A 26,480-nucleotide genomic window follows, 5' to 3' on the forward strand; every position below is an offset into this window, starting at 1 on the left:
CAGCACGATCAGAGGAAAGAGCCGTGAATTAAAGACAAGAAGGGTCTGTTTTTCGGCCGACTTGGATTTTTTGAACCTCAAGCAGCGAGGGCCTCAAAAATCGGTGGGTACTTCAGACCTTCCCTAATAAAGTTGCGACAGAAATCAGTACAAATCTTCCCGACGAATTCACGCCCGCATTGAATACGCCCAGCCGCCATCGCGCACTAAAAGCCATTCAGCAACTGGAGTTGCCGGTAGCGCGTAAAGAAAACAATTTTGTCGTCATAGGCCCATATAAACATAAGCAGGACGCGGCTCGAGTCGTGAAAGAGCTGAGTGAAAGTCATGGCGTTCGAGGATGGATGATGGCAGGAAATTGACATAGTCCAATTTAGCGCTGGGCCGACCTTGAACAACCAGCTACTTATTGCATGCCACAAGAGAGCATTCATGATCGCAAAAGAACTTAGAGCCGAACTTGCCCTGAAGAAATTCCTGGACGCCAATCTATGGATTCAGCTTGAACTCAGCGAGCTGAATTACAGCCTCGCTGAAAACTGCGGGCTCTCGCCAGAAGAATATCGCCTTAAATTTCTGAAAGAAGCATTTGAAGCAGAAGCCGACGCGCACGGCTGCGATTGCTGGGACTTCATCCTGCAGTGGGCGGCCGAAACCAAGGAAGAACTTGAATTGATGCGCGAAGAACGCATGAAAGAGATTTATGACTTTATGGACAATTAATAGACGCTACAAATTTCGTAACCTTTAAAAGCTCAGAGTTTCAAGATGAAAGACTAACTTCATCGGCGGGAGCATTACCCAATACTCCCGCCCTCCTCTCGGTTCAAACCGCCGTATAACTATCAACCACACGCCGATACTGGCTGGGGGAAGCGCCGATGTGCTGACGGAAAAACCGTGTGAAATGACCTTGCTCGGAGAACCCGAGGTTCTCAGACAACAGGCCCAACGTGCCACTGCGCTCACGCTCCAGCCAGGCAAAAGCCCGGCGCATGCGCGCGTCGTTAAGCAGCAGGGTCGGGGTCATGCCGGTGTCTTTCTTGAACAGCGCAAAGAAGTGTGCCCGAGACAGACCACAGGCCCGCGCGGCGTTGTCGATCGGGTTCGGATCATCGAGGTGCTCAAGCAACCAGGCGGTGCCACGGCGCACGCGCGCATCCCGGAACTCACCTGTGTTGGGCGCACCCAGTAGCGACAAATGCCGCCAGCTGGAAAAGTCCTCGATCAGTTCGATCAGGAAGTCGAACAGCATGAACTCCAAACGCTCTTTCGGCACGATCCCACAACCATGCGCTTCGGCGACCAGGATGTCGGCCAGGGTGCGATTTCGACTCGACAGCTCGATGCATGATTGGGCAAAAAAGTCCGGCCGACCGCTGAGCGCCAGCGATTGCTGGGCAGTGGCCAGCCAGGCGGGCTCTATGTAAAGCGCCAGGATTAGCGTGGCACCGGCACCCGGCTGCGGATCGTAGAAATGCGGCTCCCAGGCGTTGACCAACACCGCGGTGCGATCACTGAGCGGAACCCGTCGACCGTTAACGTTGAAGTAAGTATCCTCGCCGGACACTTTGACCAGCACATGGCATTCGGAATGGGTATGGGTGACCAGCGAATGATCCATATTCAGCAAGGCGACCCGGCCAAACCTGCCGTGGAAAACCCGTTGGGCAATCGACATCAGATTCCTCCTCGCTTGAAGCGATATTGTTATCGGCCTCAATGCATATCATCGGGGCGCTTATCTATTTCTCAAGCCCGTCGATCGGTCCATGGTTCAGCCAGACTTGGCTGGCCACTATCGCGCGCGAATGACCGAGCGTCTACCTCGACTTTCGCAGCCCCCACGTTCGTCGGAAAAACCGCCTTACAAGGCATGGCGTTCTTTGCCGTGATAAACGCGCAGGATATCGGCCACCACCGCCAGAGCGATCTCCGCCGGGGCCTTGCTGCCCAGATCGAGGCCGATGGGCATGTGCAAACGGGCAATCTGTTCATCCGTCAGACCACCGATGCGCTTGAGCCGCTCGGCGCGCTTGGCCGAGGTTGCCTGAGAACCCATGGCACCGATGTAAAACGCCGGGGTGTGAACCGCTTCCATCAGCGCCAGATCATCGATTCGAGGATCGTGAGTCAGCGCCACCACCGCAGTCGCCGCATGGCAACCACCAGCGGCGATGTACATCGAGGGCAGCACGCGTTGCATCTCCACGCCTTCGAGCTGCACATGCTGCATCTCATCCCGGGGGTCGCAGGCGATGACTTCGCAGCCGATGGCGCGGGCGAAACTGGCGCAAACTTCAGCGACCGGCGACAGCCCGGCCAGAATCAGTCGCAACGCAGGGCCAACACTGATGCGCACCGTCTCGTCGACGACTTGCACCCGCTCGCTGCCGTGTCCGATGTCTGCGTCCAGGCGCAAGGCTCCGCTGCTCAACTCGACATGGCGCAGCAGACGCCGCTGACCCAGTAACGCCGCTTGCAGACTCTCCAGGTGCTCGATCCATTCGAGACTCGCAGCGCGGTGCTCGACCAGCACGATCAGCACGCCACCACAGGGTAATCGCAGACGGTGGCGTTGCTCGACGCTGTCGCCATAACTGACGATCTGCGCCGGTTCGCGTAATTCACCGCGCGTCAGGCTTTCGAGAAACTCCTCCTCGACGCAGCCACCCGACAGCGAGCCGACGTGTTCGCCCGAGCCATTGGTCACCAGCATCGCCCCCGGCGCACGCGGCGCCGAGCCATAGGTGGAGAGCACCGTACACAGCCACTGGGCCTGCCCGGCGCGAGCCCATTGCAGTGCCTGGTCGATCACCTGAACATCGAGATGACGCATGTTTTCTGTACCTCAAGCAAAGCGTGGTGCTGCAGACAGGGTTACGTTTACGGTAACCTGCGAGCAACCTTGTTCAATCGTTGATTCAACATGTCGCCACAACAATTTCTGCAACTTGGGCCGCTGCGCCTGGAATATCGCCAAATTCCTGCGGCTGACCCATCGCGACCGACGCTTGTGCTGTTGCACGAAGGCCTCGGCAGCGCCGATCAATGGAAAGACTTCCCCCAGCGCCTGGCCCAGGCCAGCGGTTGCGGTGTGGTCACCTACAGTCGTCAGGGTTATGGGCAATCGAGCCCGGTAACCCTGCCGCGTCCGCTGAACTACCTGAGCAGCGACGGCCCTCGTGAACTGCGGCAATTGCTCGATGCCTTGCAACTGCCGCAAGTGGTTTTGCTCGGTCACAGTGACGGCGCCTCCATTGTCCTCGCCTATGCCGCCGCCAATGATCCCCGCGTATTGGGCAGCATTGCACTGGCGCCTCACGTGATTGTCGAGACCGAGAGCCTCGATGGCATTCGCCATACCACCGAGGTTTGGCATCAGGGCGAATTGCGCGAACGCCTGGCACGCCACCATGGGACCAATGTCGACGGCGCCTTTCACGGTTGGAGCGACAGCTGGTTGCACCCGGACTTTTCCTTGGACGATCTCGAAGCGCAGTTGGCTTATATCGAAAGGCCGCTGCTGGTCATTCAGGGTCGCGAAGACCACTACGCCACGCCCGAGCAACTGATGGTCATCCAGCGACAGGTGCCTGGGCCGTGCCGCTGTGTGTTGCTGGATAACTGCCGGCACTTTCCCCAGACCGAAGCGACCGAGCGGACCTTGCAGCTGATCTGCGAATTCCTGGAGCGCCTCCCCGCCTGAATGCCCCGAATGTGACTCAACCATCGATCACCTCATCCAGCGTTGCTACGCGCTCCTGTCGTTCGCGCCAGCGACGGACGACACCCAGTTCGATATCGAACATATCCAGCACCCTTCCTACAGTGTGATCGATCATGTCATCCAGGCTGGTCGGCTTGGCATAGAACGCAGGCACTGGCGGCGCGATCACCGCACCGAGTTCAGCCAACTCGGTCATGCTGCGCAGGTGATTGCGGTGCAGTGGCGTCTCGCGAACCATCAGCACCAGGCGCCGGCGCTCCTTGAGCACCACGTCGGCGGCGCGGGTCAGCAGCGTTGAGGTCACGCCGCTGGCAATTTCTGACAGGCTGCGTATCGAACACGGCGCGATGATCATGCCCATGGTTTTGAACGAGCCACTGGCAATTGCCGCGCCGATGTCCTGATTGATGTAGCTAACGTCAGCAAGGGTCTTGATCTGAGACCAGGACATCTCGGTTTCATGGGCCAAAGTAATCAGCGCCGACTTGCTGACCACCAGATGGGTTTCAATCGGCGTGTCGCGCAACAGCTCCAGTAGACGTACGCCATAAACGGCGCCGGAGGCACCGGAAATTCCTACGATCAGCCGCTGCGGCCGACTATTACTGGGAACGCTCATGGTCGCCTTCCTCTATCGGGCCTTCTTTGTAGAAATGGATGGCGTCGAGTGCGGTGGTCATGGTTTTGCCGATCATCTCGATGAACAGCATTGCCGCCGGGGTCAGTGGTCGACGGGCGTCGTGCACACAGACCATGCGCCGGCTGATCCCCGGCGCGGCCAGCGGATAGGCGCGCAACGCGCCTTCGTGCAATCCGCGATGCAAGACGGTTGCCGGCAGCACGCTGACCCAGTCGCTGCGACGCAAGAAGTCCTCAATGACCGCCAGATCGTCCACCTCCAACTGCGGGGTGACTTCAATGCCCTGGGCGGCAAGGTGCTGGTCGATGACCATACGCAGCCCGTGACGACGCGAGGGCAGCACCAGTTTGAATCCCGCCAGACTGGCCAACGGCAAGGGCAACGCTCCATTAAGGCGATTGGCTGCACCGGTGGCGACCAGTAGCTCCTCATCGAAAATGTCGTGGCCGATCAGGTGCTCATGCTGAAAGCTTTGGTTGATGACCGCGAAATCCAGCACGCCGGTCAGGACCTTCGCGATCAACTCCTGGCTGTAGCCCGAGGTGACGCTCAATTCAACCTGTGGCTGATGCTCGACGAAATGCGCCAGGGTGCTGGCCGACGCGTTGTTGGCGGCAGACGCGATCAGCCCGGCACTGATGCGTCCGCCGATCTGGCCGCTACGGTCGATCAGGGCCTGACGCGCCGCCAGCAGCTGGCCAAGAATCGGCATGAACAAACGATAAGCCTGATCGCCGGCCTCGGTCGGCGCCATGCCCTTGGAGCTGCGCTCGAACAACGTCTGCCCGAGTTCTTCCTCAAGCCTGGCGATCTGCATCGACAACGCCGGTTGCACGATATTCAAGCGCTGCGCAGCCCGGGTGACGGAGCCTTCCTCATAAAGGCAGGTAAAATACTTCAGATGGCGCAGCTCCATGGTCACCCTCGCGTGCGCGCTCAACCGAGCGTGCCGACGTTCTGATAAATGTGTTTGAGCTCGCTGAAATCCAGCAGCGCATCGACGCCATGCAAGCGCCCCAGGCCGCTCTTGCGGTAGCCACCGGTTTCCGCCTCGGCGAACAATTTGTTGTGGTCGTTCAGCCACACCGTACCGTTGCGCAGTGCCCGAGCGACACGCCAGGCGCGAGCGCCCTGCCCGGTCCAGACACTCGCCGACAGACCGAACTCGGTATGGTTGGCGCGCGCTACTGCCTCGGCTTCATCTTCGAAGGACTCCAGCACCAGCAACGGGCCGAAGATTTCCTCCTGGCAGAAGAACGCGCCGCTGTCGCGGTGGGCGATCAGTGCAGGGGCGAGGAAGGCGCCCTGACTCAGCGCGCCATCCGGGCGGCCGCCGGCCAGCAGCACCTCGTCGCAACAGTCCAGCGCCTCGGCGATGCGCCTCTCGACCTTGTCGCGCGACTGCCAGTCGATCAGCGGGCCCATTTGCGTCGCCGCCTCCAAACCGTGGCCCAGGCGGATTTCGCCGAGCGCGGCACTGAGCGCACGTTTCATCTCGGCAAAACGGCTGGCCTGCACCAGCACGCGCCGTGCGGCGGTGCACTGTTGGCCGGAAATGATGGTTGCTGCTGCCGCCAGTTTCGGTGCGATAGCCTCGACGTCGGTATCCTCGAAGACCAGGCAACAGGATTTGCCGCCGAGTTCAAGGGACAGCTTCTTCATGGTCGCTGCGGCGTCTTGCATGATGCGCTGGCCGGTTGCGGTGGAGCCAGTAAAGCTGAGCACATCTACCAGCGGCGAAGCCACCAGGTACGCCGCGCCGACATGCCCAGTTTCAGCGAACAGGTTGACCGCGCCGGCCGGTAGGCCCGGTAGGGCGAATAGCGGCTCGAGCATGGCCGCGTTGAATAGCGCGGTCTGCGGCGCCGGCTTGATCACCGCGGTGCAGCCGGCCGCCAATGCCGGGGCGAGGGCGCGCACCAGCAGCACCGCCGGGGCATTCCATGGAATGATCAGCCCCGCGACCCCGGCCGGTTCACGCAGCATGTTGGAGAACTCGCCAGGCGCCACCTCCATCACATGGCCGGGATTGTGTCGGGCCAGACCGGCATAATAGACAATCTCGGAAATCGCCCCGGCTATCTCGCCGCGCGATTGCACCAGGGCCTTGCCATTCTCGCGGGTGAGCAGCTGCGCCAGTTCCTCCTGGCGTGCCTTGAGGCCTGCGGCCCAATCCAGCAGCAATTGCTGACGCAGGCGCGGATTCTGTGACCACTGCGGGTTGGCGAAGGCGCGCGCGGCGGCGGAGACCGCCGCTTGCGCCTCGGCTTCGCCGCCATCGGCGAAGCGGCCGATCAACTCGCAGCTGGCCGGGTCGAAGCTGTCCGCCCAATGTCCCGCGTCGGTCCATTGCCCATCGATGAAATGTCTGCTTTGCATGAGTCCTCCGGTATTCCGTGGGTCAGCGAGCAGCGGTCGACCACCAGAACCGACCGCTCATTGAGTCGCTGTCAGAGCTGGTGTTCGGTAGCCGCTTTGGACGCGCGCTCGACCTGCTGCGCATCAACGCGAGCCTGGTCCTCGGGTTTGCGCGCCGCATCCGACATGCCATTGAACAGCGTGCCCAGCACGCCCTTGTTCAAGTCGCTGGTGCCAAACAGTGCATCGCAGATCGGAAAGGTCAGGTTGAAATTGCGCGTGTGCATGAAGTCCGGGTTGTGATGCAGGACATGCATGCGGCGCACCGTGTTGACCAGCGGCATGGCATCGAGCAGCGGATGCTCGAGGTGCGACAGCGTGTGCAGGCCTTCGTACATCAGGAAGTAGGCCGCCATCGTCAACATTGCGATATAGCCGGCGTTGGCCGTCCATAACGTGCCCAGCAGCAGGGCCAGCGGCAGCGCGGCCATCACGAACAACACCGGAGCGAATGGGGGAAACAGCAGAGCGCGCCAATCCTGATGGCCGTGATAGTCCAGCGTCTTGTGCGAGAAGAACTGATGGTGGGTGGCGACATGCCGCTTGTAGGCCGGCTTGAGCCAGCTCCTCGGGCTGTGTAGCAAATAACGGTGGCCCGCCCATTCGGCCCAATTGCCGAACAGGAACATCGGCACTACCACCAGCAACCACTCCTGCCAGCTCGCATCGACAATCTGGCTGGCGCAGTACCAGAGCACCCCGCCGGTGAACAGCAGGGTGAAAGCCAGGTGCATTTCGCCGCGATACCAGCTGGGTGTGGACGCACGATAGCTCTCGCGGTATGCGTGCGAACGCTCAACGATTTGTTGTTCACGATTCATAACGGTTTACCCTTTCAATGAAATATCGGCTGCGCATGGACTCCCCCTATCAGTGGGTCACCGAGCCGCCGTCGACCACCACAGTCTGGCCGCTCATGAAATCGCTGTCGGCGCTGGCCAGAAACAGCAGCGCGCCGACCAGGTCTTCCGGTACCGCCTCGCGCTTGATGCAGCGGCTGGCGATGTTGTTGCGCACGATGTCGCCGGCCCAGGCGGCGTTGGCCTGGACGTTGGCGCTCATGGTCAGGCCGGGGGCCAGGCAGTTGCAGCGGATGCCGGCGTCGCCGACTTCGCGCGCTATCGAGCGTGTCAGGGCAATCACCGCGCCCTTCGACGCGACATACGCCGCCATCATCGGCGCGCCTTTGAAAGCCGTTGCCGAGGCAATATTGACGATCTTGCCGTAGCCCTGACGGCGCATCACCGGCATTACCGCCTTCGCGCACTCGAAGGAACCGCGCACGTTGACTGCCATGATCCGGTCCCATTCCGCCGAGCTGGTCTGCTCGAAAGGTTTGAGTTCCAGGGTGGCGAACAACGCCGCGTTGTTGATCAGCACGTGCACACCGCTGAACTGCGCCACGGCTTCCTCGACCATGGCTTGCACCGCGGCACCGTCGGTCACGTCGCAAGCGATTGCCAGGGCCGTACCGCCCTTGTTGCGGATCGCGGCAGCGGTTTCGTCAGGCGCCTTCAAATCGCAGAGCACCACCTTCGCGCCCTCGGCCGCCAGCGCCTTGGCGTAGGTGGCGCCGATACCTTGGGCCGCGCCGGTGACGATAGCGACCTTGCCGGTCAATCTGTTCATTGCCATCTCCTTCACTTGAAGTTGCCTTGGGTTTCCGGAATCACCACGCTGCCGATCAGGTAGATCACCGACAGGCCGGCGGCGAAAATCGCCAGTACCATGGGGATCTGCGCGGGGCTGCTGCTGAACAGGGACACAAAGGTCGGCATGGTTCCACCGAGGGCGAAACCGATGTTCCAGGACAATCCTGTGCCGCTGGCGCGCAGCTCGGTGCTGAAGCGTTCGTTGAGGAAGATCAGGATCGGCGCGATGATCGCCCCGCCCATGAAGGCGATGCCCACGCAATACAGCGCAGTGCGGGTCAGCGAACCCGGCTCGGCGACACCGAGGAACATCATCGGCAAGCTCACCAGGTTAATCACACCCAGTAGCATGAAGGTCTTCTTGCGACCGATCAGGTCACTCAGGTAACCGAAGGCCAGTGCTCCGACAATGGTTGCCACCGACCCGTACATGAGCATCTGCGAAGTTTGCGTATGGGGCACTTTGGCGACCACGTTGAGCAAGGTCGGCAGATAACCGCAGGCCAGGTAATACGTTGCTCCGCCGCCGAATGTAATCAGCAGATTGACCAGCATCACGCTGCGGTACTCGCGACCAAACAGACGCTTGAGCGGCGACACGACCACTACCGCCGGCCCCTTGGTCTTGCGCGCTTGTTGCAGTTGCTGCCAGACCGGGGTTTCTTCCAGATAGCGGAACATCACCAGCCCGAAAAACGTGCTGAGCAGCCCGCAGAAGAACATGAAGCGCCAGCCCCAGACGTCAAATTCATCCCCGGGGAAAATTTCCGACAACACCAGGTAAGTGAACGACGCCAACAGCGCGCCCATGCCGGCACCGGCACCACCGATCAACCCGGACATCAGGCCGCGATAGCGCGGCGAGATGGATTCGGTGCCGATGGTGTGAGTGGAGGCCACGATGCCGCCAACGAAAATGCCCTGAATCACCCGCAATAGCAGAAACAGTATCGGGGCCAATATGCCGGCCTGATGAATGGTCGGCAGCGCGCCAAACAGTGCCGTGGAAATACCGACGCCGACCATCGACACCATCAACGCTCGCTTGCGGCCGTGCTTGTCGGCATACGCGCCGAAGATTGCCGAACCCAGGGGGCGCACCAGCAGGGCCACGGCGAATGAGGCGTATACCGCGGCCAGCGACAGTGTCGGGGTGTCCGAGGGGAAAAACATGCGGCCGATGATCGGCGCCACGTAGAGCAGAATGAACAGGTCAAACAAATCCAGCGCCCAGCCGAATGTCGAGGCAAATGCCGCCAGTAAGGCCTTGCCCGGTGGAATCTGCGGTGTATCGATAGCGGCGCTGGTTGGCGATGCAGTTGTTGTTGTTGTCGTGGTCATGGTTGCCTCACGCAAGACGTGTCTTGAGTTGGTTGGAACTATCGGAAACAGGCCGCTGAACACCAACGGCCGCCGGGTTCAATCGTGCGTCTGGAGCACGCGTTGCCAGTCTTGCGGCGCCGCGTGCGCTAGCTTGTCGAGTTCGACTTCCTGTTGGCCCGGCACCTGGATTCGTTTGAAGCGCATGGTCGGTGCCGACAGCGGCACCGTGGCGTCATAGCCCATCTTCGAGCCGACACCGTCACGGGTGGACGGGTCGAGTTTCGAGCCCTGGGATTCGTGGATCAGCACCAGGTCGCGGTCGGCCTGGAAACGGGTGGCAATCGCCCACTCGACTTCGGTGGGGTCATGAATGTCCACATCCAGATCCACCACGGTGACATGCTTGATGTCGTAGTGACCGCCCAGCGCGCCGAGGATGACGTTCTTGCCCTCGCCTTCGGAGCGTTTGTCGATCTGCACATAAAGGTGATAACGACACACTCCGCCCTTGCTCAGGTGCACGTCACGCACGCACGGAAAACTGCGGCGCAAGTGCGCGAGCATGGTCGCTTCGCGCGGGATGCCGCCGAGCAGCAAGTGTTCCAGGCCGCCGCCGACGATGGTGTGAAAGATCGGGTTGTGACGATGGGTTACGGCGTCGACTTCGATCACATGTCGCTCGGCGCGTTCGCCGTAGTACTGCGGAAACTCGCCGAACGGCCCTTCCATCTCCCGCGCCTTGGCCAGCAACCGGCCCTCGATGACGATCTCGGCGTCGGCAGGCACGCGAATCTGATGGGTCACGCAGCGCGTTACCGCCAGCGGACGGCCATGCAGAGCGCCGGCGATTTCCAGTTCGTCGTGATCGATCGGCACGATGGCCTGGGACGCCAGCAAGGTCAGCGGATCAGCACCAATTACCACCGCCACGTCCAGATCCTCACCCAGCGCCTCGACTTCCTGAAAGAAGGCCAGCGCATGGCGTGGCAGCAGCAATGCACCCAGTCGATTTGGGCTGCTCACCTGCAAGCGGTGAATCGAAACGTTCTGCACCCCGGTGCGCGGGTTGCGGGTAATCAGCAGGCCAGCGGTGATGTAAGGGCCGCTGTCGTACTCGTTGTGGGTGGGAATTGGTAGCAGTTTGTTCAGGTCGATCTCGCGATGCACCACTTGCTGACAAGCTGCATCGCTGACTTCCCGCCACGGCAGCGGATTGAGGCTGGCCGCCTCGAAACGCGCCAACACTTCAGCGGACTCCACGCCCATCGCCTCGGCCATCCACTGCCGGTCGGACAGCAGGCCGGAAACCACCGCAATCGAGTGGCCGCCAGGCTGGGGAAACAGTGAAGCGCTCTTGCCGTCCAGACGATTAGCAATCGCTGCAACGCCGAAACGCAGGTCCACGCCGGGACGTATCATTGCCAAACGCTGCTGGCGCTGCAAATGGTCGAGCCAGCCACGCAGGCTGGCGCCTGCTGGCAAGTCCCCGGCCATGTCGGCTTCGGGGGTGGAAAGGGTCACAGGCTGCATGGCCTTACCTCGTCATTATTGTTTTGGTGGCATGCCCGGTCACCCGGCGGCGGGTTAAAGAACGGCTGATAGAAGTCCTTGAGCAACAAGGTGGCGATGCCCATGGTTAGCGCGGCCATGGTGCCGAACAGCGCCCCGGCCAGTCCTGCAACGGCGATCCCGGCCATCCATTCGTGCATGTGCCCGAAAAATTGCGCAAAGGCCTGCAACGATGGAATCACCGCCGGGAATTCCTTGCCTCCGGAGGTGAAGTTTTTCGCGCTTTGTGTAGAGCGTCGAACCCAGAAACTGATCAACGCCAAGACCACCCTGTAGGCGGCCACGATGGTTAATACCAGCCAGCAAGAAGCCATAAGTGGAACTCCGATTTTTATATTTATTGGACGGATTTCGGTGCAGCCGATCTCACCCTACGAGCCCCGCAACGGGTTTTCTATTAACGAATATTGATGCGCCCTATCAGTTTCAGTGAAGGGGCGGCAGGCCCTGCTCTATAGGGAGGCACGCCGTTGCCGACATGCTCCCGGGCCTGCTCGCCGGTACGCATTTACTCGCCGGTGAACACTGCCGGACGCTTGCTGTGAAACGCTTCGACGCCTTCCTTGAAGTCCTTGGAGCTGCGCAGGCGGCTGTAGCAGTGACCTTCCATTTCGATCGCGACGGTCAGCGGCGCATCTTCGTTGTCGTTGATCAGTTTTTTCGCCGTGCGCTGAGCCAGCGGCGAGAAGCGCCGCAGTTCATCAGCCAGCGCATCGACGGTGTTTTCCAGTTCGGTATCTGGCACGACCTCGGTAGCAATACCCCAGGCATAGGCCTGGTCGCCCGTAATGCGCTTGGCGCGCATCACCATGTGTTTGGTGCGGGTGATGCCGATGATTTTCTGCAGGCGTGCGGAGCCTCCCGAGCCTGGGATCTGACCCAGGTTCTGCTCCGGCAAGGCGTAGCGCGTGGTTTGCGAAGCAACGCGGAAATCGCAGGCCAGGGACAATTCAAAACCGACGCCGAAGGTGTAACCACGGTTGGCGACGATTACCGGTTTTTCGCAACGTGCCGGTGCCGCAACGTTCCAGGCCAGCTTCGAAACGTGCTCCGGCGAAGCTTCAAGGAAACCCTTGATGTCGCCACCGCTGGAGAAGTGTTCACCCACCGAGCGCAGCACGATGACGCGCACATCTTTGTGTGCATCGAGGGCTTCGAAGACCAGGCGCAGTTGATCGCGCTGCCCCATGGAAATGACGTTCAACGGCGCCCGGTTGAGGATGATGTCAGCGCGCTCGCGGGACACATCGACTTCAACCTGGAAGCCATCGAACTGAGTGTCGAGAAATTGCTGGATCGCTTGTTGTTGCATTGGAGTGTCCTCTGGATGATTAGCTGATGGCCTTCAAGGCCTGTTCCTGAAATTGGGCCAGCAGCACGCGCCGCAGCACCTTGCCAACTGGAGATTTGGGAATCTGATCGATGAACTGGTAACGCCGTGGCCGCTTGAATTTGGCCAGGCCCGAAGCGATGCAATGAGCATCGAGGTCGCATTCCGACACCTCGGCGCGCAGCTTGATAAACGCTGCAATGATCTTGCCCCACTGCTCGTCAGGCAGACCGACCACCACCACTTCTTCCACTGCCGGGTGCAGAGAGAGCATGTTTTCGATTTCCGCCGGGCTGACGTTTTCGCCGCCGGTGATGATCAAGTCATCGACACGACCCGTGACGAACAGATCGCCTTCCAGATCGAAGTAGCCGATGTCACCGGTGAAATACCATCCGTCACGCAACGCCTTGGCGTTCGCCTCAGGGCGGTTCAGGTAGCCTTCGAACGCCTCGTCACTCGCCAGGTCGGCGATGATCTGGCCCTCCTCCAATGGGTTGGCCTGCACGTCCACCGTTTCAGCATCGATCGGTACCACGCGCACGCGCTGGTTCATTGCACTGCGCCCTGAGGAGCCGGGTTTGCGACTGGCCTGCTGGTCGATGGTGAAGGTGTAGATTTCCGAGCTGCCGTAATGGTTGACGAACAACTGCGGCTGGAACGCCTGCTCGACGCGACGCATCAAGCCGTCGCTCATCGGCGCGCCGGCAAAGCCGATTTTCTCCACACTGGCTACTCGCTCGCGGGCGAAGGCCGGGTGCTCGATGAGCATGTGGTAGAGCGTCGGTACGAGGTACAGGTTGCTGACCTTTTCCCGCTCGATGGCCTGCAGCGTGGCTTCCACGTCGAACTTCGGCACACAAACGAAATGCCCGTCGATCAGCGCCATGGACAGCAACGAACGCACGCCCATGGTGTGGTAAAGCGGCATGACACCCAGCGTGCACTCGCTCTGGCGGTAGAGGTTTTGCGCTACGTGGGCCACCGCCGCGGCGCGTTCACTACGGTGCCGACGGGGCACGCCCTTGGGCTTGCTGGTGGTTCCGGAGGTGTACAGCAGCAGTGAAAAGTCTTCGGCGTCGGCCTGCAAAATGATGTCGGAGGGGGTCTGCGAACACAGCTCCTCGAAACTCAGGTCGGTGTCGGCGGCACGGATACCGGCGGCGATCCGTGGCAGCCTGGTGGCGGCGCTGCAACCGGCCACCGCGGCCACGGTCGCGTCGTCGTAAGCCAGTGCGCGGATTTGCGCATCTTCGATGCAGTAGCCCAGTTCATCGGCAGTCGAACGCCAGTTCAACGGGGTCATGACCACGCCCGCAAACTGACAGGCCCAATGCAGGGTCGCCATCTGCCAGCGGTTCTGCATCGCTACCAGCAGTCGGTCACCCCGTTGCAGCCCAAGGCGTTGCAAGCCCCGCGCTGCGCTCTGGATATCGACGAACCAGTCTTCATAGGTTTTCTTCAACGCACCGTCACTGACCGCCACGGCGTGCGGTCGGCGTTCAACGGCAGCGAGAAAACTGCGTCCGAGATCGAACATTATTGTTATACCCCTTTGTTCGTTTGGCGCTGGGCAGCGACTTCGAGCACGGCCTGGACGATGCCGGTGTAGCCCGTGCAGCGACATAGATGCCCCGAAAGCATGTCGCGTACCTGGGTCTCGTCCGGGTTGGGTACCCGTTCGAGGAAATCCACGCAGGACATGAGAATGCCCGCAGTGCAAAAGCCGCACTGCAAGGCGTGATGACGGCGAAAGGCTTGTTGCAGGTCGCTCAGTGTGTCGTCGTCGGCCAGGGACTCGACGGTCTCGATACGCCGCTCGTGCCCCTGTACCGCGAGCATCAGGCAGGAACGCATGGCGACCCCGTCCACCAGCACCGTGCAGGCGCCGCAGACACCGTGTTCGCAACCGACATGGACGCCGGTGGCACCGAGGTCGTGGCGCAGGAAGTCGCAGAGTTGGGTCCGCGGTTCGGCCAGCGCTTCGCGGGAGCGGCCATTGAGTTCCAGGCGAATCGGAAAGGTTTGGTCGGCAGTTACACGCATGTTCAGACTCCTTCGATCATCTGATGACCCAGCTCGCGAACCAGTTGGCGGCGATAGGCGGCGCTGGCGTGCACGTCGTCTTGTGCATCGAGCGACCAGGCGGTTTGATTGAGCGCGTCAGGCAGCGCCGCACCCCGTGGCAGGCTGCGACGTTGCGGACGGTCGGCGACCCCGCCGATGCCGAGTTCGACCTGGTCCGTCCCGATGGCCGCGGCCAGGGAGACAATTGCAAAGTCGCCGTGGCGCATGGCGATTTCGCGGAAGCGATAGGTGATGCCTTCGCGCTTGAGCGGAAAACGCACCTCGACGACCAGCTCATCCGCACGCTTGTCGGTGGTGAGAATGCCTTGGAAGAAGTCGGCGGCCTTGACGATGCGCTTGCCTTTTTTGGACTCGAGAACGATCTCGCCGCCCAGTGTCACCAGGCACAGCGGCAACTCGGCGCTGGGGTCGGCGTGAGCCACCGAACCGCAGACCGTACCGCGATTACGCGTCTGGAAGTGGCCGATCCAGGGCATCGCCAGTGCCAATAAAGGCACCTCGTCCATCAGGGTCGAACGCGCCAGCAACTGCGCCTGTCGCACCCCGGCACCTACCGCCAGGCAATCCTTGCGCAGCTCGATATAGGCCAGCTCGGCCACATGATTGATATCGATCAGCAACTTGGGTTGAGCCAGGCGCATGTTCAGCACCGCCATCAGCGATTGGCCACCGGCGATGATGCGAGCCTCCTGGCCATACTCGGCGAGCAACTCAACCACCTGACGACGGGTTTCAGCCCGAACGTAATCGAAAGCAGCCGGTTTCATTGCGCACCCCCCTTGCCAAACAGCGCGCCAAGCGAGGCGCGCAGTCGCGCCCACCAGCCGGTGGAGATGGCTTGGCCGCTGACCCGTTGCGACAGGCGAGTAAAGATTTGTCCGATGATCACTTTCGAGGCCCCTTGCAACATTCGGCCGCCGACCGCGGCGACTTTGCCGCTGACCGCCACCTGGTATTGGTATTCCAGACGCGTGTGGCCATTTTCCAGTTCGACGAAACGCACTTTGGCCTGGCCCTGGGCCGAACCCATCGAGCTGCTGCCGGAACCGGACAGACGCAACGAATGCGGTGGGTCCAGATCACTCAGGGCCACCTTGGCCTCGAAGCGCGCACGGATCATGCCGACGCCGACGGTGACGTCTGCGCGGTATCGGTTCTCGCCTTCAAGCACGAGGTCGTGGCAACCGGGAATGATCGCCGCCAGCGTCTGCGGGTCGAGCAAGGTATCGAAGACCTGTTGCGGCGAAGCAGGAATCACCACCGAGTCGTTGGCCCGCAACGCGGGTCCACCGGCAGGTGCTGCGTCCAGGTCTTCGTCGGGCTCCATACCGGCGGGCCGAGGGGGCTCGTCGATCCCGATGAGCGTGCGTACTTTCGATGGTGTCAGTGGCAGACGGATGTCCGAGCGACCGAGGGCGTCGGCCACCGCGTTGGCGATGCACACCGGCGTGCTCATGTTGTTGCCCTCGCCCACACCCTTGGCGCCCAGCGGGGTGAAGGGCGATGGCGTTTCCATGTGCAGGATCACCGGTTCGATCACTTCCGGTGCGGTTGGCACCAGATAATCGGCGAAGGTCCCGGAGAGGAAGCTGCCGTCCTCACCGTAGGCGAATTCTTCCATCAGCGCCGCGCCGAGGCCTTGGGTGAAGCCACCACGAATCTGGCCGTCGACCAGCGCGGGGTTGAGCAGGCGGCCGGCGTCATGGCAGGTGACGTAGCGATCGATGTGGATCTCGCCGGTCATGCGGTCGATTTCCAGACCACAGATGTCGAAGACAAAGCCGTAGCACAGCGAGCTATTGACCTGGTCCTGGTCGTCCGGGGCCACCAATTGCGGCGGGCTCCAGAACGCGGTTTCGCGCAGACCGCCACTTTCACCTTCCGGTAGCAGGCCCGGCGACCAGTGGGTCGCACCGGCAATCCGATGGAATGGCGCCACCGCCCCGCCATTGACCACAAAAATCTTGCCGCCGGCGAAACGAATATCTTCGGGACTGGCCTGCAATTGCTCGCCGGCAATCACGGCGAGGCGATCGCGGATCTTCAGCGCGGCCTTATAGACGGCACCGGCCACAGCGCCGGCGAAACGGCTGGAATAGTTGCCCGAGGCAATCGACCAAGCGTCCTTCTGAGTATCCAGCTCGACGTTGACCACGATGGATTCCAATGCAACCCCAAGCACTTCGGCGACGACCTGAGCGACGGTGGTTTGATGGCCCTGCCCTTGCGGTGCCGAGGACACATGCACACTGACGTCACCCAACGGGCCGACGTTGATGGTTGCGGTGGCGACAGCGCCGTTTTTCGGACCGGCCTTGCGCCGCTCTTCGGGTGTCATCGCGGTGGTGATGTAACCCATGTTGGAAATCGAGGGTTCAATGACGGCGGCATAGCCAATGCCATAGATTCGACCTTCGGCCCGCGCCTGATCACGACGTTTGAGCAACTCGTCGAGTCCACCGTCAGCCGCCGCCAAGGCAATGCCAGCTTGGTAGTTGCCGGAATCGAGCAACGCACCGGCGGCCGCGCGATATGGGAAGGCATCGGCCGGCACCAGGTTGCGGCGGATCACGTCCAACGGATCAAGCTTCAACTGCACGGCGATATGTTGCAGCAGCCGCTCCAGGGCGAAATATACCTGCGGGCCACCGAAACCACGGTTCAGGCCGGAAGGGGTTTTGTTGGTCAGCACCACGCGGTTGCGCACTTGCAGATTGCGGATCGCATAGGCACCCGTCAGGTTGCCGTGCATGCGGTAGAAAGTCGCCGGTTCAGGCGCTCTAAGGTAGGCACCACAATCGTCGATCTGGTCATAACGCAAAGCGGTGATGCGCCCGTCTGCTTCTACCGCCGCTTCAATTTCGGTCACCCGATTGGTCGCCGAAGAAGCCCCCTGAAGATGTTCCAGACGGTCCTCGACCCACTTCACCGGTGCGCCGACCTTGCGTGACGCCAGCCCCATCATCACCACGTAAGGGAAAACCCCTTGCTTGATGCCAAAGCTGCCACCGGAATCTTTCGGTGTGCGCAAACGCAAGCGGTTGCCAGGCACATTCAGAGCCCGGGCCATGACCGTGTGTAATGCATAGGGGCCCTGGAAATTGGCCAGCACGTCATAAATGCCGGTGGCGCGCTCGTACTGAGCCAACACCACATAGCATTCAATGGGTGTGCAGGAACTGCGCGGAAACTTCACTTTGAGCGAGACCTTGTGCGGCGCCTGCTCGAAGGCCTGCTCCGGCTCGCCATAACGAAAGCGTCGTTCGTTGACCACGTTGCTGCCGACGGCTTCGTGCAGGATAGGCGCCTGTTCGGCGGTGGCCCGTTCTGGATCGATGATCGGGGGCAGCGGCTCGTATTCAACGCGCACACCTTCGATGGCGTCTTCGGCCAGATAGCGGCTCTCGGCGATCACCACGGCCACCGGCTCTCCAACGTAGCGCACTTTGTCGACGGCGACGCACCAGTGCTCCATCGGCTGACGTACACCCACCGGAAATGGCAGCGCCCAGCGTTTGACGTCTTCGCCGACCAGCACGCCGTGCACGCCTTTCATCAGCAGCGCACTGGAAAAGTCCACCGAGGTGATCCGCGCATGAGCGTGGGGTGAACGGATGATCGCCGCATGGAGCGTCCCCGGCGGGATCGCAGCGTCATCGGCATAGCAGCCGAGACCGCGCAACAATGCGGCGTCCTCGACACGGGCCTGACGGGCGCCGATGTGGCCGGTCTGATTTTCGGTAGCAGGTTGGAAACTAGTCATTTTTTCGCGGCTCTTGTTGTTATGCAGCGCGATAGCGTTAGAGCCGAGTGTGTGAGAAAGGCGCAGGGAGCGCCTTGCCTGGGGAGAGGGAGTTCTGCGTTGGAGTCTGACAATTTGCCTTAGCGTCTGATTTACAGGACTGGGACCCGACAGAATGGCCGCTCAGGGAAGGGACGCGGGATGGCTCAGGAACGCTTCGATTTCTGCGTAGGGCATTGGTTTGGCAAAGTAATACCCCTGAAAAATATCGCAGCGACTGCCCTTCAGGAAATCCACCTGAGACGCCGTTTCCACGCCTTCGGCGACCACCGTCAGGCTGAGGTGATGGGCCATGGAAATAATGCCTTGGGTGATCGCGGCATCGTGATTATCGGTGGTGATTTCCTGGATGAACGAGCGGTCAATCTTGATCTTGTCGATGGGCAAACGCTTGAGGTAGCTGAGGCTGGAAAAACCGGTGCCGAAATCATCAAGCGCAATGCGCACCCCCAACATCTTGAGCCGGTGCAAGGTTTCAATTGCCTGTTCAGCGTTATGCAACAGAAGCGACTCGGTGATCTCCAGCTCCAACTGCTCACCACTGAGACCATGTTTCTCCAGGGTGGCCTGGACACACTGGACGAAATTGCCACGCTGAAAATGCATCGGCGAAATATTCACCGCCATCGAGATGCCGGTGATGCCCTGCTCGCCTAACTGACGCAGCTGCGCGCAGGCCGTATCGAGTACCCAAAGGCTCAGCGGGATAATCTGACCACTGTCCTCTGCCACCGGTACAAACACCGCTGGCGAGATAAATCCTTTTTCGGGATGCTCCCAGCGCAGCAACGCTTCGATCCCGACCACCTGTAACGTTCGCGCGTCTATCTGCGGTTGATAATGCAACTTGAACGACTGGGTTTCGATTGCCTTCTGCAGGTCATTGCGCAGGCTCGCGTGCTCGCAAACACGCTGATTGAGATCGCTGGTGTACCACTGAAAATTGTTGCGCCCTTGCTGCTTGGCTTTGTACATGGCCATGTCAGCCTGCTGGATCAGCTGCATCGGCTGCTCGATGTGACCATCGCTCAGGGGGATGCCGACACTTGCACTTACGTGCAGGTCAATGCCCTGGATGCAGTAGGGTCTGGCAATGCTGGCCATCAATCGCTCCGTCACCGGAACGACGTCTTCATCACGAAGCAGGTCCGGCAGCAGAACGATAAATTCGTCACCGCCCATGCGCACGATGGTGTCACCGGGACGAACCTGCTGGGTCATACGCTGCGCCACCTCAATCAGCACCTGATCGCCGAAGTAGTGTCCGATCGAATCGTTGATGGATTTGAATCCATCCAGATCAATGCAAATCACCGCCAGACGACGCTTACGCCGACGACTGATGTGACAATCCAGCATAAGCCGGTCTTCAAGAGAGACACGGTTAAGCAAACCGGTCAGCCGATCATGGCAGGCGTTGAAGCTCAACTGGCGCTCGTAGTGCTTCTGCTCGCTGATGTCCCTGGCAACTCCGAATACCCCGACGATCTCGCCATTGACCATGATCGGCAGGTTGGAAATGTCCATGGTCAACAGCTTGTCGCTCACGTCGCGAACCCGTGCCTCGAAGCGCTGGGGCTCTCCGGTGCTGGCTGCAGAGAAATGCCGACTGACCCGTTGCAGGTCTTCTTCGACCACCAGATTGGCAAAGTGATGACCGATGAAGTCGGTTGCGGTAAGCGGCTTGAGCTTCAGGCCCGCTGGATTCACACTCTGGATGTTGCCGGCCAGATCGAGGGCGAACACCGGGTTTGGGTTATAGGTGAACAAAGAACGAAAACGTTGTTCGCTTTCCTCCAGACGTTGGCCGTCACGTTCATGGCGGATCGCAATGGCTGCCAGTTGGGCCGCGCAGGCCAGTCGCTGAATCTGCGCCTCGTCCGGCGCATGGGCGCGGTTCTGGTACAGGGCAAATGTACCCAACACGCATCCTTGATGGGAGAGCAAAGGCACCGACCAGCAGGAACGCAGGTTATGCCCCAGCGCCAGGCCGCGAAAACGCTCCCAGCTTGGGTCCCGGGCGATGTCTTCGGTGACCACCAGCTCGCGACGGAACGCTGCGGTGCCGCAGGTTCCTTCCTGTGGACCAATGGCCATTCCATGAATGAAATCTCGTGCGGCGGGTATTCATGGTGGTTCCTGAGGACTGCCGAGACCATCGATCTTCAAAGAGTCTGAAAAAGTGGCCGGCCGGGCACAATCCGCTCGCACTCCGGTCGCGCACTTTATAAAGCACCGACCTAGCCACAAAAAAGGCTCAGATCCACCATAAGAAACCGTATCAGATTGCTCCCATTCGGCCGGCTTCGCTGTCCTCAAGTCGCGGCAAAATTTCTCGGCCAACTTCTTCCACCACCTGAGCGGCATCGCGTTCGCCGTACTTGAAATTCAAAACCACATGGTTGACACCGGCCGCACTGAGTCCTTCGAGAAACTGCAGGATCACATTGCACCCGGCGCGCAATATCAAGTGAATTGGGCTCGGTGAATGGTCGGGATGTTCGGCCATTTCGATGTAAAGCGACTGCACGAAAGGCTTGAACACACCCGGTGCATAAGCTGTTACCGCTGCCTGCCAGCGTGCGACCATTTCCGCCTGCAATTGAAGACCGCGTGGGTAAGTGATCCAGCCATCGGAATTACGCGCAATCCCCATCGGCTGACCGCTGTCTCGGTCACCAGCGTCGGCAGGTGACTGGCGGGCTTGGGTATCTCACACCGAACATTTCGCCGTAAGGGGATTGCAGGAACTCCACGGCCCGGTCCCCCAATTCCACGACCAACACCAGGCGGCCACCGGACAGGCAATACACTGAGGCCGAAGCCTTGGCCGTGGGCAGCGGGTGGCGCAAGGTGAGTATGGAAGGGCCGCGTGGGATCTACTCTGCTGGTATTGATCCACTTACGGCATTAGGTATTGAGGCATGGTTGGCTGACGAGTGCAGGCGTGACGTAAAACTGCAGATCCAAGCCGAACGATAGCGACTTCGCGCCCCTAAGCCTGCTCGCCGACGTCAGCTGCACACGAAACCTGCTCAATTAATGACCAGCACATTGCAAGCCCTGTATTCCGCAGTGCCTGGGTCATTATCCACAGATATACCCACGCCCTTTGTGGATAGCTTTGACGCCTATACGCGCACTCCTAAGAAAAGCAGAGGCACTCTGCGGCCTGCGCAGCTCCCAATGGCTATTCGATCCTGGTATCTCCAAGAAGACTACCTCTACGCGGGAAGGCTCCGTCGGCCTGACGAGTACAAACCGATGGGTACCCTGTCGATGGCTTGTAAGAGAAGAGCACCTTAGATACTGAAAGCACCAAGAAAGGGCGACAACGTCGTCCTAAAAAACGTGCTAGAGAGCGCCAAAGCTGGCTTCAGCTCTACACGGAAACAATGAGGATTCCACCGAAAGCCAGACGATTTGTGGGAGTAAAACCGATAGAAAATAAAAAGGGGTCGCGAAATAAAATCTCGCAACCCCTTGAATTATATGGTCGGGACGGAGTGATTCGAACACTCGACCCCTAGCACCCCATAAAGGTAAATTATAATCCAGCGACGTCCTACAAGATCCAAGACCCTGTCATAACGCCCTGAAAATGTTGATTTTACCTGCTACCACTGTCCATTAGCATCCGCTAACATCCCCCTAAAGCTCATCTCAATTCACTACCAATTCACTACCAAGAGCAAGCGTATGGCCAACATTACAGATAAGGCGATGAAGGCCAAGCCTGGCCAAACCCATAAATGGTTGAGTGAAGTCGCGATTTGGGGCCATGGATCACTTCTGGCCCGCATCACGCCATCGGGTGACCGCCTTTTCTACTTCCAATACACCAATGAGGCAGGCAAGAGATACGCTCTCCCAATCGGAACTTATGGTGCTGGGGATGATTCCGCAACAATGACTCTTTCGGATGCACGACAGAGAGCAATGGAATTGGCCAGTCTTCATAAAACAGGCATCAAAAACATCCGTGAACACCTTGAGTCCGAAGAAACTGCACGTATCGCTGCCCGCAACGCCGAGCTAGCACGGTTAGACGAGGAGAGAGCCACTGCAGAAACCGAGCTAGCCCGCCAGGCATCCCGCAAGAGCGTTGCCGAGCTGTTTGAACACTGGGCGAAGATCGACTTGATCAATCGCAAAGATGGCGGCGCAGAAGTGCGTCGAATGTTTGAAAAAGACGTATTGCCCTTTCTAGGCCAATACGCCGTAGCAGACGTGAAAAAAGGCCACATCACAGAAGTGACTGACACCATGCTTGCCAGAGGCGTCAACCGTGCTGCAAAAATAGCCTTCTCCCTGATGCGCCAGATGTTCAGATTCGCAGTAGACCGTGACCTCATAGAGCACGATCCCAGCGCCAGTATCCGAAAAGCAAAAATTGGCGGTAAAGACGTCGAACGCGACCGAGTGTTGACTGATGATGAAATTCGTAGCCTTGCGAAGAAAGCTCCAGGGGCGGGACTTCTAATGACGACAGAAGCTGCAATCTGGATTGCACTTTCCACCTGCTGCCGCATCGGTGAGCTACTGAATAGTCGTTGGGAGCATGTGGACCTCAAGCAGCGCACTTGGTTAATTCCTGCTGAGCACAGCAAGAATGGCAAGCCGCATACTGTTTTCCTGTCAAACTTCGCTGTAAATCAGTTCGAGCGGGTTCAGAGCATCAATAGCAGTTCGGCCTGGTGCTACCCAAATACCGATAACAGTGGTCCAGTCAACTCCAAGACCGTGACCAAACAGCTGGGTGATCGTCAACGCCAGCCTGAGCAAGGAACAATGAGCCGACGCAGTGCTAAAGCTCAAAGCCTGCTGCTTCCGGGTGGTAAATGGACTCCTCATGACCTTCGTCGCACAGGCGCAACGTTAATGACCGCACTGGGAGTGATACCTGAAGTGGCTGAGCGCTGCCTAAATCACACCGAAGACAATAAGGTGAAGCGAATCTACCAGCGCCACAGCTATACATCCGAAATGACTGCCGCATGGCGCCTACTAGGCGAATACCTTGAGACACTTACTAATCCGAAGATTACAGACTAAATCCACCAACTGCTTATTTGAAAAGGTTTCAGTCATCACTGCAATGAGCATCCCATCATCGATCACCAAACCATCTCACAGCTAGTCGAGGGCAAGAACTCATCGCCCTGCTCCTCGCTAGCCCCTTTTCCGTTAACAAAAGGCGATGCGGTTGACTGAATGCGGTGATCCTCGACGAGGATGGTAGCCAGCATCGCCTTCCACACTACCAACCTCAACAACATCCGAGCACTCCATCGAAAGCCCGGAACAACGCCCAACACTCAAATCAAACCACCATTGACGAAGAAGTTATCGTCGGCGACTATTGATACTTAAACCTAAATTATTATTGTGCTCCATCACATGCTCAATAAGAGATTTCGGCTTTAATTTAACCTTATCCAAAAGCAACCCAGGATTGCGCAGCAAAGCCTGCCTAACTCCGTAATCGCCGCCATTCATCAGCACTTCCTGAATTTCTTTGGTCAAACCAGGGTTGTTGGCCAGATTAACTCTTACACTCTGCTCCGGATCATTGGCGAGCCTCTCCTGCACTTCCTTCGAAAGTTTTTGATGTACGGTAAGGATTATTTTCAACGCCGTATCAGCATTTTTCAAAAGCAGTAACTGCTCGCTCTCCGTCAACTCCGGACGCCTGGCGAATGCCTGCTTGATGCTGCTTGCGCCATTCTCAAGGAGTTGAGATTTTACACTGCTTGCAAGCGAGGGGTTTGAGATCAGAGCGGCACCAACCGAAACCTCTTTATCCAGGACCAGTTTGAGCAGCAAGGTTTCACTCAGTATCGGGTTGCCAGCCAGCGCTGCTCTTACCTTGGCATGCTTATCCTCTACCAACTGCTCAGCGGCACCGTCGGATAGTGTTCTGTTGTTTGCCAGATTCTGGCGCACAACCTGATCACTGTCGTTAGCGAGTGTCGTTTGGAGGACTTCGTTCAAATCCTTCCTTATGGAAAGAGTTCGACGGACCGCTGCCTCGCTATCCGTTGCCAGCTTCTGCTGCAACGTCACGCCTTTCGCCTGAGTTGCAAGCTTGATGCGTAGTTTCGAGTCAATCGTGCCGTCATCAATCTGGCGAATCAGCAAGTCTTCCGGCGCGTTCCCATTCAGGCAGGCCAATTCGAGCAGTTCGAGATCATACTGAGGACTGCCCTTGGGTATGTTTATACGAATGGACAGTAGGCGTTCCGGGCAGCGCGGGTTTTCGTAAACCGCTTTGATCACGCTACGCTGGGGATCCATCGCGAGCTTTTCCAACTGATCATCCGGGCAATCAGGATTGCTCGCGACCTCCTCACGCTTCACATGGTTAGGGTCGGCAGCCAACTTGATCATCTGTGCCACACTGTGTCCCTGATACTCAGAAGCCGGGCGCAACTTGAGTTTTTCGAACAACTCTTCGTACTTGCCGACCTGATCGCGCAGGGTTTCGCGTAGCGGGATGGTGGACTGGATCGCGTCTTCCAGCAGTTTCTGAGTCAATGCGCTGCCGTTAATGAAGGCGTTAGCCAAGGCTTCATTGACCGCATTCTCGATGTCAGCACCGCAGTAATCACGACACAGCTTTACGAGCTTAAATATCTCCAGTTCAGCAACCGTCTGGTGCGACTTGCCCAGGTGAATACTCAGGATTTTTTCCCGCTCCACGGCGTTAGGAAATCCAACATAGAAGATCTCGTCGAAACGACCCTTGCGCAGCAGCTCCGGCGGCAGTGCGCTGATATCGTTGGCAGTGGCTATGACAAAAACCGCACCGGTCTTTTCCTGCATCCAAGTCAGGAAATAGCCCAGCAGGCGCGCCGTCACTTCCGAAGCATTACCGCCCCCCATGCCAACGAAAGCCTTTTCCAGCTCATCAACCCAGAGAATGCAGGGGCTAACGGTCTCCGCCATACTCAGTGCACGGCGCATATTGTGCTCGCTTTCGCCGACATACTTACCGAGCAATGAGCCGATATCCAAACGCAACAGGGGCAACTGGAATAGGCTAGCGGCGACCTTGGCTGTCAGCGACTTACCGCAACCGGGCATGCCGGCAATAAGTACCCCTTTGGGCGCTTTGACTCCCCGTTTAGTGGCCTCGTCCAGCCGACGGATAATGGTGGAGCGCTGCTCCAGCCAATGTTTCAGGTTCTCCAGTCCACCGATATCGTCCAACTCCACGACGCTGGGGACCATCTCCAGCACACCGCTCTTGGCGATAATCTGTTCCTTTTCGTGGAGAATCGTCTTCAATGCACACGCATCCATTGTCGCGGCCTGCCGACCCATCATCCTTAATAGCTGAGCGATTTCGCTAACGGTCAGTCCACTCAGTCCTGAAACCACCTGATCATTCAGATTTTCCGGTACGGTCAATTGTCCGCTGGCTGCTGCCTGCGCCAGCAAGGCCTTGATTTCCTCGCGATCCGGTAGCGGTAGGGTGAGCAAGGAGACTTGAGCCTCGATCGGGGCAGGGATACAGACCGCCTCCGAGACCAGAATGACCGAGCATTCGCCGGCGTGATGACGTTCGATCAGGTTCAGCAACTGCTTAAGGCGTGCAATAGCGAGCGTGTTGTGTTCCAAGGCGAGTCGGGCGCCCTTGATCAAGATCAGTGACTGCTCCAGGTCCGCGTCCAACAGTGCTAACAGCGCATGTTCCAGCTCGGTTTTGCCGGACTCGAGATTGCTCAGTGGTCGCTTGTTGTCGAAGTCGACCCAACCATGCCCCAGGTTCCACTCATGGATACGCTTGAGCCCGAGCTTATCCTGAAGTCGGATCAGCAATTGATCGACACGGGCCTCTTCGGCGGACTGGATATAGATGGCGGGAGCGCCAGCCAGGAAATGCTCTTCCAGCTTGATTTCGAAATTCTTTTTGCTTTTCATGA

The 26,480-nt window shown here is 59.1% G+C and carries 21 protein-coding genes and 1 pseudogene; 4 read left to right on the top strand and 18 right to left on the bottom strand.

Annotated features, from left to right (window positions below; translation table 11 throughout):
- Nucleotides 1–432 precede the first annotated feature (432 nt).
- Nucleotides 433–723, top strand: coding sequence for a DUF6388 family protein (locus IEQ42_RS25420; protein WP_017737784.1), 291 nt, complete (start codon nt 433–435; stop codon nt 721–723).
- 103 nt (nt 724–826) lie between these two features.
- On the opposite strand, the gene IEQ42_RS25425 is transcribed toward IEQ42_RS25420, so the two are convergent.
- Nucleotides 827–1,681 (bottom strand): helix-turn-helix transcriptional regulator, encoded by an 855-nt coding sequence (locus IEQ42_RS25425; protein ID WP_017737785.1) that lies wholly within the window; start codon nt 1,679–1,681, stop codon nt 827–829.
- A 186-nt stretch (nt 1,682–1,867) separates the two neighbouring features.
- Entirely contained in the window at nt 1,868–2,839 is a 972-nt protein-coding gene (locus IEQ42_RS25430; RefSeq protein WP_017737786.1) for an XdhC family protein, read from the bottom strand.
- A gap of 90 nt (nt 2,840–2,929) precedes the next feature.
- Here IEQ42_RS25430 and IEQ42_RS25435 point away from each other — a divergent pair, with 90 nt between their 5' ends.
- A complete protein-coding gene (locus IEQ42_RS25435; RefSeq protein WP_017737787.1) occupies nt 2,930–3,709 on the top strand; it encodes an alpha/beta fold hydrolase in 780 nt (259 codons plus the stop codon).
- A 16-nt stretch (nt 3,710–3,725) separates the two neighbouring features.
- Here IEQ42_RS25435 and IEQ42_RS25440 read toward each other — a convergent pair whose 3' ends face one another.
- The 15 genes from IEQ42_RS25440 to IEQ42_RS25510 form a co-directional block, all read right to left on the bottom strand.
- The gene (locus IEQ42_RS25440) at nt 3,726–4,349 is read right to left on the bottom strand and encodes a UbiX family flavin prenyltransferase (RefSeq protein WP_210705938.1); all 624 of its coding nucleotides are present in this window, start codon (nt 4,347–4,349) and stop codon (nt 3,726–3,728) included.
- A complete protein-coding gene (locus tag IEQ42_RS25445; protein WP_210705939.1) occupies nt 4,333–5,286 on the bottom strand; it encodes a LysR family transcriptional regulator in 954 nt (317 codons plus the stop codon). The genes IEQ42_RS25440 and IEQ42_RS25445 overlap by 17 nt, the downstream gene beginning before the upstream one ends.
- Before the next feature lie 20 nt (nt 5,287–5,306).
- The gene (locus tag IEQ42_RS25450; RefSeq protein ID WP_017737790.1) at nt 5,307–6,749 is read right to left on the bottom strand and encodes an aldehyde dehydrogenase family protein; all 1,443 of its coding nucleotides are present in this window, start codon (nt 6,747–6,749) and stop codon (nt 5,307–5,309) included.
- 71 nt (nt 6,750–6,820) lie between these two features.
- Nucleotides 6,821–7,609 carry a sterol desaturase family protein gene (locus tag IEQ42_RS25455; protein ID WP_017737791.1) on the bottom strand — a complete coding sequence of 263 codons (789 nt, stop codon included), beginning with the start codon at nt 7,607–7,609 and terminating at the stop codon, nt 6,821–6,823.
- Nucleotides 7,610–7,658: 49 nt separating this feature from the next.
- The gene (locus tag IEQ42_RS25460) at nt 7,659–8,417 is read right to left on the bottom strand and encodes an SDR family NAD(P)-dependent oxidoreductase (RefSeq protein WP_017737792.1); all 759 of its coding nucleotides are present in this window, start codon (nt 8,415–8,417) and stop codon (nt 7,659–7,661) included.
- An 11-nt stretch (nt 8,418–8,428) separates the two neighbouring features.
- Entirely contained in the window at nt 8,429–9,781 is a 1,353-nt protein-coding gene (locus IEQ42_RS25465; protein ID WP_026136921.1) for an MFS transporter, read from the bottom strand.
- A gap of 78 nt (nt 9,782–9,859) precedes the next feature.
- Nucleotides 9,860–11,293, bottom strand: a complete 1,434-nt coding sequence (locus IEQ42_RS25470) for a UbiD family decarboxylase (protein ID WP_017737794.1) — start codon at nt 11,291–11,293, stop codon at nt 9,860–9,862.
- The gene (locus IEQ42_RS27410) at nt 11,281–11,646 is read right to left on the bottom strand and encodes a hypothetical protein (RefSeq protein WP_228732039.1); all 366 of its coding nucleotides are present in this window, start codon (nt 11,644–11,646) and stop codon (nt 11,281–11,283) included. The genes IEQ42_RS25470 and IEQ42_RS27410 overlap by 13 nt, the downstream gene beginning before the upstream one ends.
- A 194-nt stretch (nt 11,647–11,840) precedes the next feature.
- Entirely contained in the window at nt 11,841–12,644 is an 804-nt protein-coding gene (locus IEQ42_RS25480) for an enoyl-CoA hydratase/isomerase family protein (RefSeq protein WP_052229556.1), read from the bottom strand.
- 19 nt (nt 12,645–12,663) lie between these two features.
- Nucleotides 12,664–14,202 carry an AMP-binding protein gene (locus tag IEQ42_RS25485; protein ID WP_034113328.1) on the bottom strand — a complete coding sequence of 513 codons (1,539 nt, stop codon included), beginning with the start codon at nt 14,200–14,202 and terminating at the stop codon, nt 12,664–12,666.
- Between the two features lie 5 nt (nt 14,203–14,207).
- On the bottom strand, nt 14,208–14,708 hold the full coding sequence (locus tag IEQ42_RS25490) for a (2Fe-2S)-binding protein (RefSeq protein ID WP_008060977.1): 501 nt from the start codon (nt 14,706–14,708) through the stop codon (nt 14,208–14,210).
- 2 nt (nt 14,709–14,710) lie between these two features.
- Nucleotides 14,711–15,517, bottom strand: a complete 807-nt coding sequence (locus IEQ42_RS25495; protein WP_017737798.1) for an FAD binding domain-containing protein — start codon at nt 15,515–15,517, stop codon at nt 14,711–14,713.
- Nucleotides 15,514–18,513 (bottom strand): xanthine dehydrogenase family protein molybdopterin-binding subunit, encoded by a 3,000-nt coding sequence (locus tag IEQ42_RS25500; RefSeq protein WP_017737799.1) that lies wholly within the window; start codon nt 18,511–18,513, stop codon nt 15,514–15,516. The genes IEQ42_RS25495 and IEQ42_RS25500 overlap by 4 nt, the downstream gene beginning before the upstream one ends.
- A 162-nt stretch (nt 18,514–18,675) precedes the next feature.
- A complete protein-coding gene (locus IEQ42_RS25505; protein WP_017737800.1) occupies nt 18,676–20,649 on the bottom strand; it encodes a putative bifunctional diguanylate cyclase/phosphodiesterase in 1,974 nt (657 codons plus the stop codon).
- A 184-nt stretch (nt 20,650–20,833) separates the two neighbouring features.
- On the bottom strand, nt 20,834–21,142 hold the full coding sequence (locus IEQ42_RS25510; RefSeq protein ID WP_017737801.1) for a hypothetical protein: 309 nt from the start codon (nt 21,140–21,142) through the stop codon (nt 20,834–20,836).
- Nucleotides 21,143–21,411: 269 nt separating this feature from the next.
- On the opposite strand from IEQ42_RS25510, the pseudogene IEQ42_RS27415 reads away from it, so the two are divergent.
- Together IEQ42_RS27415 and IEQ42_RS25515 are read left to right on the top strand one after the other, a co-directional pair.
- Nucleotides 21,412–21,531, top strand: a pseudogene (locus IEQ42_RS27415) (TIGR03759 family integrating conjugative element protein); the annotation flags it as partial.
- 720 nt (nt 21,532–22,251) lie between these two features.
- A complete protein-coding gene (locus tag IEQ42_RS25515) occupies nt 22,252–23,607 on the top strand; it encodes a tyrosine-type recombinase/integrase (RefSeq protein WP_210705940.1) in 1,356 nt (451 codons plus the stop codon).
- A 291-nt stretch (nt 23,608–23,898) separates the two neighbouring features.
- Here the strand turns inward: IEQ42_RS25515 and IEQ42_RS25520 are convergent, their stop codons facing one another.
- Complete coding sequence (locus tag IEQ42_RS25520) at nt 23,899–26,478, bottom strand: AAA family ATPase (protein ID WP_210705941.1); 2,580 nt, start codon at nt 26,476–26,478, stop codon at nt 23,899–23,901.
- Nucleotides 26,479–26,480: the final 2 nt, after the last annotated feature.

Source organism: Pseudomonas iridis (assembly GCF_017980685.1).
Classification (GTDB): Bacteria; Pseudomonadota; Gammaproteobacteria; order Pseudomonadales; family Pseudomonadaceae; genus Aquipseudomonas; species Aquipseudomonas iridis.

Excerpts from the sequence above, each read along its gene's own strand:
- IEQ42_RS25420 (WP_017737784.1), top strand. The coding sequence starts at position 433 with ATGATCGCAAAAGAACTTAGAGCCGAACTTGCCCTGAAGAAATTCCTG.
- IEQ42_RS25425 (WP_017737785.1), bottom strand. The coding sequence starts at position 1,681 with ATGTCGATTGCCCAACGGGTTTTCCACGGCAGGTTTGGCCGGGTCGCC.
- IEQ42_RS25430 (WP_017737786.1), bottom strand. The coding sequence starts at position 2,839 with ATGCGTCATCTCGATGTTCAGGTGATCGACCAGGCACTGCAATGGGCT.
- IEQ42_RS25435 (WP_017737787.1), top strand. The coding sequence starts at position 2,930 with ATGTCGCCACAACAATTTCTGCAACTTGGGCCGCTGCGCCTGGAATAT.
- IEQ42_RS25440 (WP_210705938.1), bottom strand. The coding sequence starts at position 4,349 with ATGAGCGTTCCCAGTAATAGTCGGCCGCAGCGGCTGATCGTAGGAATT.
- IEQ42_RS25445 (WP_210705939.1), bottom strand. The coding sequence starts at position 5,286 with ATGGAGCTGCGCCATCTGAAGTATTTTACCTGCCTTTATGAGGAAGGC.
- IEQ42_RS25450 (WP_017737790.1), bottom strand. The coding sequence starts at position 6,749 with ATGCAAAGCAGACATTTCATCGATGGGCAATGGACCGACGCGGGACAT.
- IEQ42_RS25455 (WP_017737791.1), bottom strand. The coding sequence starts at position 7,609 with ATGAATCGTGAACAACAAATCGTTGAGCGTTCGCACGCATACCGCGAG.
- IEQ42_RS25460 (WP_017737792.1), bottom strand. The coding sequence starts at position 8,417 with ATGAACAGATTGACCGGCAAGGTCGCTATCGTCACCGGCGCGGCCCAA.
- IEQ42_RS25465 (WP_026136921.1), bottom strand. The coding sequence starts at position 9,781 with ATGACCACGACAACAACAACAACTGCATCGCCAACCAGCGCCGCTATC.
- IEQ42_RS25470 (WP_017737794.1), bottom strand. The coding sequence starts at position 11,293 with ATGCAGCCTGTGACCCTTTCCACCCCCGAAGCCGACATGGCCGGGGAC.
- IEQ42_RS27410 (WP_228732039.1), bottom strand. The coding sequence starts at position 11,646 with ATGGCTTCTTGCTGGCTGGTATTAACCATCGTGGCCGCCTACAGGGTG.
- IEQ42_RS25480 (WP_052229556.1), bottom strand. The coding sequence starts at position 12,644 with ATGCAACAACAAGCGATCCAGCAATTTCTCGACACTCAGTTCGATGGC.
- IEQ42_RS25485 (WP_034113328.1), bottom strand. The coding sequence starts at position 14,202 with ATGTTCGATCTCGGACGCAGTTTTCTCGCTGCCGTTGAACGCCGACCG.
- IEQ42_RS25490 (WP_008060977.1), bottom strand. The coding sequence starts at position 14,708 with ATGCGTGTAACTGCCGACCAAACCTTTCCGATTCGCCTGGAACTCAAT.
- IEQ42_RS25495 (WP_017737798.1), bottom strand. The coding sequence starts at position 15,517 with ATGAAACCGGCTGCTTTCGATTACGTTCGGGCTGAAACCCGTCGTCAG.
- IEQ42_RS25500 (WP_017737799.1), bottom strand. The coding sequence starts at position 18,513 with ATGACTAGTTTCCAACCTGCTACCGAAAATCAGACCGGCCACATCGGC.
- IEQ42_RS25505 (WP_017737800.1), bottom strand. The coding sequence starts at position 20,649 with ATGGCCATTGGTCCACAGGAAGGAACCTGCGGCACCGCAGCGTTCCGT.
- IEQ42_RS25510 (WP_017737801.1), bottom strand. The coding sequence starts at position 21,142 with ATGGTCGCACGCTGGCAGGCAGCGGTAACAGCTTATGCACCGGGTGTG.
- IEQ42_RS25515 (WP_210705940.1), top strand. The coding sequence starts at position 22,252 with ATGGCCAACATTACAGATAAGGCGATGAAGGCCAAGCCTGGCCAAACC.
- IEQ42_RS25520 (WP_210705941.1), bottom strand. The coding sequence starts at position 26,478 with ATGAAAAGCAAAAAGAATTTCGAAATCAAGCTGGAAGAGCATTTCCTG.